The sequence below is a fragment of the Serratia sp. CY47444 genome, from assembly GCF_052168635.1.
Lineage (GTDB): Bacteria > Pseudomonadota > Gammaproteobacteria > Enterobacterales > Enterobacteriaceae > Serratia > Serratia bockelmannii.
This window is the reverse complement of record NZ_JBJNMH010000029.1, coordinates 20,782-31,395: the sequence shown is the minus strand read 5'-3', so window position 1 is coordinate 31,395 and position 10,614 is coordinate 20,782. Positions and strand designations below refer to the sequence as shown.

Genomic DNA, 10,614 nt, shown 5'->3' with positions numbered 1-10,614 from the left:
TCATCACTGGATTACCAGACACCAGCTGAATTCGCAACGGACTGGCGAAACAGGAAATATGAAGAAAAACCAACCGACATTACTAACTGAAGGTTGTATCTAATCCTGGGGGCAGGTCAAGGCATTGTTTGGGGTGGCGTTCGGCGTCAGTAGAGTCAGACACTTTTCCTGTTTGATCGACTGCACAGGAGGGCTACTACGTTGTTACGAGCGTGGGGTCAGTCCAGCTAGTTCAGGAAACTGACCAAAACCAAAGGGGCTTTCCCAAATGAAAACAGTTTGTTGAAGCTGCTTTATCTGTGACTGATGAACGCACAGGAGAAATGGACAATGCCCATCCAGGACTGGAATTTGACATTGTCGCAGTTAGCCATTTATTTTGAGGGGCGAATGAGTAATGTGATGACGCTGTAGAATTTTTAACGTAACACAGAATTCTGAACGCTCTCGAATTTTTCGCTGCCTCCCCTGAACAGGCAGTGACGAACTTCAGATTAATTCGATAAGATGCGAGTATCCCAATTTTAAATTACCCTACACACGGAGTATGTGATGGTTCAGGATTCGTCGGCATTGGCCCCTTTCTTTCGTTCTCATATCGCAAAAAACAATCAATACAACCCAAACTGGGGCAAGCACTATCGCCAACTTGTAGAACAGATCCAAGCTGAAAAGCCCAACTTCTCTGCTGAGACGATTCGGCAGATTTGGTACGAACGTAGTAATGGCATTTCCAGCCTCAGGCAGGGTGGTATGTCCCAGTTAGAATTCGAAATGGCGCAAAAACAGCTGCTCGCTCTCACCCGTCAGATGGCAGAGGAGTGTACGCAGGAGAACTATGACCGGGTGATTAATCGCCTTGTTAAACTTAAAACAGACGGGATATTAAACAAAGTGTATTGGGCACTTTGCCATCGCGCTTTTGCTGCGTTCTACCCGTCGAAAATTACCAACGTCGTGAATGTCAGCAACTTTTTCAGCAGTTACAACTATTGCAATAACCATTTTCAACTAGGCCTTTCTGAGGCTCAGGAGTGGTTCGCTCGCAACCTTGATCTCAAGAAAGCGTTGCACCGAGCATTGGGCGATGATGTCGATCCTATCGAACTGAATATGTCGCTCTGGCATCTCTACACGCAGGTGATACAGAAGAAGAATGATATTGCGTTAATCGGTAGTGAGACTGCCTTGCCGGAGGACGAGCAAGACGAGGAGCTTACCACCCCGCAACTGCCAAAAAATACTATCCTCTATGGACCTCCAGGTACCGGTAAAACTTACCGTACCATCGAGCTAGCCGTACGCGCCTGCGAACCAGCAGCCTACTCGCTGCAGGAAGGCAAAGAGGAGAACGAAAAACGCCGTGAGCTGAAAAAGATTTATGACCGCCTGATTGCTGAAAAGCGGGTGCGCTTTATCACCTTCCATCAGAGTTTTGGCTATGAAGAGTTTATCGAAGGGCTAAGAGCAGAGACCACCGATGATGGTAATGTACGCTACGAAATCAAAGCGGGCATTTTTAAGCAAATTTGTGAAGATGCTGCTTTTGGTCACGCCGGTGTTCAGCAGAAGCTTGACGAGGCGCTTGCCCGCCTACAAGAACGTTTATCTGAAAGTGGAAGCATTACCCTTGAAACGCTGCAGGGCAAAGCCTTCCAACTGGCTTACAAGAGCCAGACCACCTTTGGTATCTTCCCGTCGCAATCAAAAAAAGAGGATTTAGGGCAGGGCTACAATGCTTACCTCAAGAATATCAGTCTGGTTTACCAAAACCCTCAGGCAAAGGTACACAATCCTTCATATGTACGTAGTATCCTTAATTACCTCATTAAACAGGAAGGTTTGCCTTCCAACCCACAGGAATCTGTATCTGAAAAACGGCAAAACTACGTTCTGATTATTGACGAGATTAACCGTGGCAACATCTCCAAAATCTTCGGCGAACTGATCACCCTGATAGAAACCTCTAAACGTGCCGGGGAACCGGAGGCGCTTAGCGTGATGCTGCCTTACTCTTCCAGCTCGTTCAGCGTACCGAATAATCTCTATTTAATCGGCACCATGAACACTGCTGACCGCTCGCTCACCGCACTGGATACCGCCCTGCGTCGCCGATTCGAGTTTGAAGCGATGCTGCCGGATATCACGGTTCTGAAAGAAACTGTTGTCAAAGGTATTGATCTGCCACGTTTACTGCAGACCTTGAATGACCGCATTGAGGTGCTGTACGACAGAGAACATACACTTGGCCATGCCTTTTTCATCCCAGTAGTTCAGGTAAAAGAGGACGAAGACCTGGCATTTGAAAGGCTCAAGCGGATCATGCGAAACAAGGTGCTGCCTCTGTTGGAGGAGTACTTCTACAACGACTGGCAAAAAATTCGTATGGTGTTGGGCGACAATCAGAAAAGCGGAAACCCGCAGCTACAGTTCGTGTGCGAGGTGAAAGACCAGAAACAGTTTGCCGATCTTTTTGGCAATAACGGAACTGAAGATCTGCATGATATAGGTGCCAGTTTCCATCTAGCCCCTGAGGACGACAAGGTTTGGGATAATCCGCTCGCCTGGCAACAAATTTATGCGCCACATAAAGGTAACCCGGTGAGTGGGGAATGAAGTCACGTAAGGACTTTACCGTCTTCGAATATGGGCACCTGATTAGCGACAAAGACAGTGGCCGCATAAATAATGCGGTTTCTCTGCCTCTGCAGCTGTTTGAGTGGCTTGAGCAACGTTGCCTGAAAGATGACGCGGATAACACTCACCGTCTGCTCACCCTTGGAAGTCGGGGGGGCGTAAAAACGCTGCAGGTAAAAAACTATGCTGGTGTTATCTCTCTTCCGGGTAATGCGTTTATTGAAGTGTTGCCAAAAACGGGGCGGCGTGATGATAACATTGATATCGCACGTCAGCAGCTTTTGATGATGCTACGCACGCTAAAATCATTTCGCCATATAGCCACTTCAGCATCCAGAGTCCGAACCTCAAAGATGCCGCTGATGGATGTGTTTATTCAGCAGTTTGTCGATAGCGTACAGCAGATTGTGCGCCAGGGTCTAAAGCGTGACTATTTACACCAGCAGGACAATCTGCCCTGGATGAAAGGGAAGTTACGGGTCTCCGCTCAATTAAGCAAAAACTGTGTGCGTCGGGATCGCTTTCAGGTGGAGTTTGACGATTACAGCGCCGAACGTCTGGAAAACCGGATACTGAAAACTGCCATCGATAAAATCCGCCGTCAGATCAGTAACCCGCAGCTACTACTACAAGTTAACTCTTTGCAGGTGCACTTTGAGGATATTGCGCCTGTTGGTGATGCCCGCATCGCCTTCGACCAGGTACATCTCGACCGACATATGCGTCACTATGAACTTGCCTTAGCCTGGGCGCGGCTGATTTTGATGGGGCAGTCGCCTCACTGCATGCAGGGCGACGCCAACGCCATTTCACTGCTCTTTCCAATGGAAGCTGTATTTGAGTCTTTTGTGACTGCGTGGATGCGTCATCGTTATGACGATAACTGGCACGTGGAGGCACAGGTGGATTCACACACCTTGGTTCGTCTCAACGGCAACGGATTATTTAAGCTTAGACCTGATATCCATCTACGGCCTCGTGGGGAGAATTGGGAGCAGACGATGATTTGTGATGTTAAATGGAAAATGGTGGATAGCGGAAAGGCGACGCTCGAACAGTCGCAGGCTGACCTCTACCAGATGCTGGCTTACGGTGTGAACTATCAGGAGGGAATAGGAGATATGCTGCTGATTTATCCTTCGCATGAGGGTTTTAGTCAGCCATTACCTCATCCATATGAATTCAACCATCAAAAGGATAACCCGCTGCGTTTATGGGTTGTGCCATTTTTCATTGGCGAAAGTTTGCAAAGTTCTGGTCTGCGTTTCCCTGATGGGAAAACATTGATTTAAAAGTGTTATTCTCTTACATACGGTTAGGTATATTGGTGCTGTACTAGTATGATATCTTACCCGCCTGTGGCGTCTATTTTTTGTACGGATTTTAACTTGTGGGTACAAGTGCGGGTATAATTATACGCGACTATTTATAAACAATAATTATATCAGTATGTTGTCTGTTATATGCGAGTCCGGCCTTCGCACCATTAAGTACCGCGCGAACAAGAAGCCACCGAAAGGTGGTTTTTTGTGTCTGGAATCTGCCTGCTGTAACTGCCTGCCTATTTTCACTCTGTATTGACGTATTTCCCATTTCAGTAAAAACCGGATCTTCCTGATGCTTTCCTAAGGCCTATCTGATTGACCTTAAAGGCTAAAATGGTTTTTCATTGAACCCTTTCAGATCAAGGAGTTCCCGGATGGAGCCACAACAGGAAGGGATCACGCGGGCGTTAACGCCGGGCGAAGTCAATCTGGCACGCTCGGTGTTTGGCAGCACCATTTTCTATCAGAGCGTGTTGGTTCACTGCGACAGCTACCTGCCGTTTGGGCTGCAGAATCAGTACACGGCGATGAGCCCGAATGGGGAGCTTTACTTTCGTAGGTCACTCTATGAAAGAGATTATGCGAGCCAGGATCCTGAAGCTCAGCATCTTTTCATTCATGAGATGGCACACGTTTGGCAGCACCAGAAGGGCATGTGGGTACGCACCCGTGGGCTTCTCAGTTGGGCAGTGAGCTATCAATATCGGCTTGATCAACCTTTGCTGCGCTACTACAGCATGGAACAGCAGGCATCGATAATTGCGGACTATTTCATTCTCAAGAGATATGGGGCGAATACCTTCTTCCGCTTGCCAAACAGGAAACTCATCGGGATAGTGGACAGAAGGACATTGTCACAATTTCACCCCATAATCAGAAGCGCAGGGCTGCCATTATGAGAAAATATTTATTCCTTCTTCTTCCTCTTTTTATCTCAGGTTGCCCAACCGGTGACAGGTTTAATCTCTATCAAGTACAAAGTAAGATCGTAGATGGTAAAGTCTGCGTCTTTTTTAATGAGAACGATATCGTAAAAAACGAATCTATACTGAATATTGCCATCTGGAAACAAGGAGGCGATGACTACGTATATGAAAAATCATATGCTTACAGCCCGATAACGTTGGAAGCCAAAAAGTGTGTACCAGGTATCGGTGAGTTTAATTTTATCGCCGGTGAAGGATACACAGTGTTGGTAAGAACACCGCTGAATTCATATCGAACCAGTTTTGTTGTGATGAAGAAAGGTAAAAGTATTATGTTGAAGCCCGATTAGATTGCAATGAGATGTTTTAACTAAATATTATCATGAGAGTAATTTATTAATTCTATAGAAATTACAATCTGTAATGGGAAGCATAGGGCTGCCACTATGAAAAAACTCCTCTTACTATTTATTCCTCTTTTTATCTCTGGTTACTCGATGTATGATAGGTCTATCCTCTATTAAGCGAAAGTAATGCTTCAGAAGACAAAATAGGTTTTTTAATGAAAAATAACCCTCCTATATCCATGTAAGTGACATAGGAGAATTATTTTCTATGCGTTTAATCTATATGAAATCGGCCTCTTTCAACTCCAACTTCACCATCAGCTTCTTGTTCACCTCTTTCCCATCCATCCCACTATGAATCCGGCGATGGCAAGTTGGGCAGATGGCACCCACCCACTGCGGGTGATCGGGGCCTTCGTCGGCTAGGCGCTTTGTGTGGTGGGGTTCGAGGTAGGGCTCGCCGTTCCTTTTCTTGAACGGTGCTGGCTGATCGCAGGCTTCGCAGATGCCATTGGCGCGCTTGAGCACGTATTTTTTTACGTCTTCGCTGCGTTTGAACCAGGATTTTTTGCTGTCGCTCTGTTGGCGCTGGCCCGATTGCTTTGAGGACTGCAGTGCCTTCTTGCGCAACTGTTCGAGCGTTTCTGTCTGCGTATCGGCTTCATCGGTTTCTGCTTCTTCTTCAACGGCGTGCAGTGATGAGACTTTAAACAAGTTAAAGGTAATGCCTTGGCGCATGTTATTTTCGAAATCTAAGCACTGAATATGATCCCAAGAATCGCACTCAAACATGCCAAGATAGCGAACGCCTTTTGTCTTCGAATAGGAAGATGTCTTTGCCGTCTTTTTTATGATCGCGGATGGATTTATTGCCTCGAATAAATTCCATATCACCTTTTTGGCCTTCTCCCGTATAAGAGAAGCTGCCTTCGGGTGTCCATCCATCTTTATAGCCGTAGGTTTCGCCGCTTTCTCCGGTGAAGATAAAGATCACCGGAAATTCCCGTGGGGTCCAGATACCGCCTTGCAGCTGCCCGCCGTAGAGCTCGATAAGTGCTTTGCGTGTGTAGAGTTTACCTTCGGTTAAATAGTCAAAAGGATGTGGCGTTTCGACGATCTCAAAACCGAGGCCTTTGAGAAATTGGATGGCTTTTTCCGTTCCTCTATCGGCGTTGATTCCCTTAAACGGATAACCATGCTGCTCACTGTATGCCCTAGCGGCAATGCCTCGTATATCGTACTTCTCGCCATTATAAAGAAGGGTGTTTTTTTTAAATCTCTTAATTTTATGTTGTTTTAAGAATTCATCTCGGCCAATTTTTTTATATTCTTCGATGGCTTTTAAAACGGATTCTTTTGAAGATAACGCCTCTATTGCAGTTGCCAAAACCACGTCCTCACATTACCGAGCAGACTCTGAGCAATGTGCTTGCTGACGGGAGCAGTATGCATCAATACCCAGCAGTTAACTCATCGATTTACCGAATGCGTTAACTATGCCAGGTAGGGGAGGAAATGCCTACCTTGATGAATGTTTTTGTTGTGATATGTCAGTCAGATCTATTGGAAATCGTGGGTGGGCGATGAGCATCGCCCTAATTGCCATTTACGTTAGTCGCAGGCTTCCATCTCCCGCAACGCCCGACCATAAAGGTTACACAGCGCAGGAACCAGGTGCGCTGTAGCGTTGAGATAGCGATTCATTTGCTCCCAGTCTTCGGTATCCAACTGCGGGTGCTTTTGCAGTAAATGGCCGAACAGCATCAGGCCGTGGCACAGACCTTCCGCCTGTTCGGCAGAGAGGGCGGCCAGGTCTAAAAGTTCTGAAGGGTTAAAAGCGCTGAGATCGAGGTGGTTAAACAGTTGGCGATAAAGGGTGAGGGTACTTGTGGTGTTTTCGGTGAGCGACATTTTCCATGTGTCTTTATCCTTAGTGTGTAGTATGCGTACTACCACATGAGACGCTAAACCCATGGCGGTAGCCCAAGCGGAGTTAGCGTTACCGGACACGAAGGAAACCGGCGCTTCTTGCGAAGCCCCCACTTGGGCCACCATAATTCTGGATGTTTAAAGCCCCAACATTATATACATAATGCTGCCTTGTGTAAGTGTTCGGAACGCTAACTCCGGCTACGGATTTTGCCGCAGCAGAAAAACTATAACGTTATCAGTAAAAGGAAAAAAATAAGCTGTATGGAATTACAGGCTGTTTACTCATGAGGTTGGAATGCAGATCGCAGTTATTAAATTTTAATTCAGGCTAATCAGTTAGGATAATTCATTTGCTAAATGAATTATTAAATCTGTGAATTTTGTTGTCACGAAATACGTTGGAGTGAATGAATGTAAAAATAATTGTTGAATATTTATTCTGCGTACCTTGAGTGCTACTATTAACCTCTTTGTTAGTGCTCGCGGCAGTGAGCTTTTTTTAAATAATGACAGGGATGCACCACGATGGAAAAGAAAGAGGGGGCTTTAAGACTATTAACCTCCGGGGAGATCGGCCTTGCGAAGTCGGTGTTTGGTGGTTCAATTATTTATGGGAAAGTCTGGGTTCATCACGATAGCTATTTCCCCTTTGGCTTGCAAAATCGAAACACTGCGATGTCCCCCAATGGTGAGTTGTATTTTAGGGACTGGTACGTGCCCGATTTCTCAAAGGAAGGGTATAGTCATAAACATCTTTTCATCCATGAAATGGTTCATGTTTGGCAATACCAGCGTGGTATGTGGGTTAAGACTCGAGGCCTCTACAGTTGGTTGGCAAATTACAGTTATGAACTGGATGGATCCAAACATCTAAAGAACTACGCTATGGAGCAACAGGCTCAGATCGTTGCTGATTATCATTTGTTGACCTCTTCAGGTTATGCTGTTTGGAGAAATCGCTTCGGCAAGGAAGTGACTTATAGCGGTAATGACTATGCCGATGTGAGAAAAGTAAAAGAAAAATATGAGAAAGTGTTAGTCGGTTTTCCTTACAAGTAAGAGGATTGATTATGAAGGCGAGATTGTTCTGTGCCGTTGTTGGTGTGACCTTGCTAAGCGCCTGCATTGGCGACCGTCTCGATCAGCGCTATGCGCCGGATATCCCTATCACCGCCCATGCTAAAGCGAATGGCGATATTTGCATTTCTCCGTCACCAAAGGAAAACGAGAGGCAAGATACGCTCTATCTCCGCGGTGATACGGATGAGAAATTGATTGAGGTGGGGAATCAGGATCTTAAAAAGGGCATTTGCGTTACGCAGAACGATTACCCATTTCAGGAAAATCATACCTATAGCATGAGGCTAAATTTTGTGCCGATTGAGAAGCGCAGAAACCTGCAGGATGTTTCCGGCAGGGCCTTTATTGCCCACTTCAAAGTGATAAAGCTCAACGGCGCTTACGAAATTGAAAATATCACACAGGGCAGCAGATAACGCAGAGACAAAATGAAACGGATTTTCCCCCTCGCATTCCCTTTCCTGCTCGCCGGCTGTCCGTCGATAGGCGATCGCATCCCCGTAGACTATCCCGCCACCGCCAACCTGCGTGAGGGCAAAGTATGCATCACCGTTCAGTCGCAGGGAGACGAAAAGCTCGCGGGTATTTCGATATACCAATTGGATGAGACGCAGAACCGCACATTCAAATTCTTCGAGCCGCTGCGGGCTATCGCCCCCAATCAGTGCGTCCCTGATGAGGGCTACGTATTTACGCCGGGGCAGCAATACCATTTCTCCGCGAAGCTGGTCTCCCTCAACAAACAGCAGGCGGGCGAGTTTCCCTCTGCGCGTGAATTCGTCGCCGAATTTGCTGTGCGGCAGGAAGGCAATCAACTTAGGTTGGAAGTCCTCCGTCCCCCACGCTAATCTCACCACCAGCGCCCAACCCTCCTAGCCTCCGACCCAAACCTACCCCAAATCCCCCCCGTTGCTGGCAATCACTTTCTTATACCACCAGAACGATTTCTTGCGGGTGCGGGCGAGGGTGCCGTTGCCCTGGTCGTCGCGGTCGACGTAGACAAAGCCGTAGCGTTTGCTCATTTCGCCAGTCGAGGCGGCCACCAGGTCGATGCAGCCCCAGGTGGTGTAACCCAGCACCGGCACGCCGTCGGCGATGGCGTCGGCCATGGCGCGGATGTGTTCGCGCAGGTAGCTGATGCGGTAGTCGTCCTCAATTTCGCCTGCTGCATTGAACTCATCGTGCGCGCCCAGGCCGTTTTCCACCAGGAACAGCGGCTTTTGGTAGCGGTCGTACATCATGTTCATGGTGATGCGCAGCCCCAGCGGATCGATGCCCCAGCCCCAGTCGCTGCGCGGCAGGTGCGGGTTCGCCAGCGATTTCACCACGTTGGCGGCGCTGCTGTTGTTGTCGTTCATGTCGGCGGAGGCGCAGCGCGAGGCGTAGTAGCTGAAGGAGACGAAGTCGACGGTGTGTTTCAGGATGTCGGCGTCTTCCGGCGCCATCGCGATGCTCACGCCTTTCTCGCGAAAGACGCGGGCGGCGTAGGAGGGGTAAGCGCCGCGCGCCTGCACGTCGATAAAGAACAGATTCTCGCGGTCTTTCTCCAGCGCGGCCCACACGTCTTCCGGCTTGCTGGACCACGGGTAGAAGTTGCCGCCGGCCAGCATGCAGCCCACCTGGTTGGCGGGGTTCACTTCGTGGGCGATGCGCGTCGCCAGCGCGCTGGCCACCAGTTCGTGGTGCGCGGCCTGGTATTTCACCTGTTCGGGGTTCTCGTCCGCTTCAAACACCAGCCCCGCGCCGGAGAACGGGCTGTGCAGCAGGATGTTGATCTCGTTGAAGGTCAGCCAGTATTTCACCAGTCCGTCGAAGGCTTCGAAGCAGGTGCGGGCGTAGTGGGTGAAGAACTCCACCATCTTGCGGCTGCGCCAGGAGCCGTATTCGGTCACCAGGTGCATCGGCACGTCGAAGTGGCACAGGGTCACCAGTGGCTCGATGCCGTATTGGCGGCACTCTTCGAACAGGCTGCGGTAGAAGGCGATGCCCTCGGGGTTGGGCGTCAGCTCGTCGCCGTTGGGGTAAATCCGGCTCCAGGCGATGGAGGTGCGGAACACGGTAAAGCCCATCTCCGCCATCAGCGCGATGTCGTCGCGGTAGCGATGGTAGAAATCGATGGCGTCGTGGCTGGGGTAAAACTCGTCGTCGCGCAGGCTAAAGCGCTTCTCCAGCCCGAGTTTGACCGCCATGCGGTGCGGGCCGTGCGGGAGCATATCGACGGTGGTCAGCCCTTTGCCGCCCTCGCGATAGCCGCCTTCCGCCTGGTTGGCGGCTAAAGCGCCGCCCCATAAAAATCCTTTAGGGAATGTTGAGTCAGACATGCAATCCTCAATACCCGTCATACTTGAAGCTGCATCCGTGTTGGCT

The 10,614-nt window shown here is 48.9% G+C and carries 11 protein-coding genes and 2 pseudogenes; 8 read left to right on the top strand and 5 right to left on the bottom strand.

Annotation, left to right across the window (positions count from 1 at the left end; translation table 11 throughout):
* Window positions 1-231 precede the first annotated feature (231 nt).
* The 5 genes and pseudogenes from ACJ8IL_RS23730 to ACJ8IL_RS23710 all read left to right on the top strand — a co-directional run.
* Window positions 232-414 (top strand): annotated as a pseudogene (locus ACJ8IL_RS23730) (IS256 family transposase); the annotation flags it as partial.
* A gap of 138 nt (window positions 415-552) precedes the next feature.
* Window positions 553-2,616, top strand: coding sequence for an AAA family ATPase (locus ACJ8IL_RS23725; RefSeq protein WP_442516896.1), 2,064 nt, complete (start codon window positions 553-555; stop codon window positions 2,614-2,616).
* Window positions 2,613-3,929 carry an McrC family protein gene (locus ACJ8IL_RS23720; protein ID WP_089181611.1) on the top strand — a complete coding sequence of 439 codons (1,317 nt, stop codon included), beginning with the start codon at window positions 2,613-2,615 and terminating at the stop codon, window positions 3,927-3,929. The genes ACJ8IL_RS23725 and ACJ8IL_RS23720 overlap by 4 nt, the downstream gene beginning before the upstream one ends.
* A gap of 407 nt (window positions 3,930-4,336) precedes the next feature.
* Entirely contained in the window at window positions 4,337-4,861 is a 525-nt protein-coding gene (locus ACJ8IL_RS23715; RefSeq protein ID WP_089181612.1) for a type IV secretion protein Rhs, read from the top strand.
* Entirely contained in the window at window positions 4,858-5,238 is a 381-nt protein-coding gene (locus ACJ8IL_RS23710) for a putative T6SS immunity periplasmic lipoprotein (RefSeq protein WP_089181613.1), read from the top strand. The genes ACJ8IL_RS23715 and ACJ8IL_RS23710 overlap by 4 nt, the downstream gene beginning before the upstream one ends.
* Window positions 5,239-5,514: 276 nt before the next feature.
* Here ACJ8IL_RS23710 and ACJ8IL_RS23705 read toward each other — a convergent pair whose 3' ends face one another.
* The 4 genes and pseudogenes from ACJ8IL_RS23705 to ACJ8IL_RS23690 form a co-directional block, all read right to left on the bottom strand.
* Window positions 5,515-5,973, bottom strand: coding sequence for an HNH endonuclease (locus ACJ8IL_RS23705; protein ID WP_442516895.1), 459 nt, complete (start codon window positions 5,971-5,973; stop codon window positions 5,515-5,517).
* Between the two features lie 46 nt (window positions 5,974-6,019).
* Window positions 6,020-6,622 (bottom strand): hypothetical protein, encoded by a 603-nt coding sequence (locus ACJ8IL_RS23700; protein ID WP_442516894.1) that lies wholly within the window; start codon window positions 6,620-6,622, stop codon window positions 6,020-6,022.
* Window positions 6,623-6,846: 224 nt separating this feature from the next.
* Window positions 6,847-7,146: a hypothetical protein gene (locus tag ACJ8IL_RS23695; RefSeq protein WP_442516897.1), complete on the bottom strand. Its 300-nt coding sequence runs from the start codon at window positions 7,144-7,146 to the stop codon at window positions 6,847-6,849.
* Between the two features lie 93 nt (window positions 7,147-7,239).
* A pseudogene (locus tag ACJ8IL_RS23690) lies at window positions 7,240-7,290 on the bottom strand (hypothetical protein); the annotation flags it as partial.
* Between the two features lie 402 nt (window positions 7,291-7,692).
* On the opposite strand from ACJ8IL_RS23690, the gene ACJ8IL_RS23685 reads away from it, so the two are divergent.
* The 3 genes from ACJ8IL_RS23685 to ACJ8IL_RS23675 are packed head-to-tail and all read left to right on the top strand — an operon-like array spanning window position 7,693 to window position 9,095.
* Window positions 7,693-8,226 (top strand): type IV secretion protein Rhs, encoded by a 534-nt coding sequence (locus ACJ8IL_RS23685; protein ID WP_170852945.1) that lies wholly within the window; start codon window positions 7,693-7,695, stop codon window positions 8,224-8,226.
* An 11-nt stretch (window positions 8,227-8,237) separates the two neighbouring features.
* On the top strand, window positions 8,238-8,663 hold the full coding sequence (locus tag ACJ8IL_RS23680; protein WP_442516893.1) for a putative T6SS immunity periplasmic lipoprotein: 426 nt from the start codon (window positions 8,238-8,240) through the stop codon (window positions 8,661-8,663).
* Window positions 8,664-8,675: 12 nt separating this feature from the next.
* Entirely contained in the window at window positions 8,676-9,095 is a 420-nt protein-coding gene (locus ACJ8IL_RS23675) for a putative T6SS immunity periplasmic lipoprotein (RefSeq protein WP_442516892.1), read from the top strand.
* Between the two features lie 42 nt (window positions 9,096-9,137).
* On the opposite strand, the gene ACJ8IL_RS23670 is transcribed toward ACJ8IL_RS23675, so the two are convergent.
* Window positions 9,138-10,568 carry a 6-phospho-beta-glucosidase gene (locus ACJ8IL_RS23670; RefSeq protein ID WP_442516891.1) on the bottom strand — a complete coding sequence of 477 codons (1,431 nt, stop codon included), beginning with the start codon at window positions 10,566-10,568 and terminating at the stop codon, window positions 9,138-9,140.
* Between the last annotated feature and the right edge of the window lie 46 nt (window positions 10,569-10,614).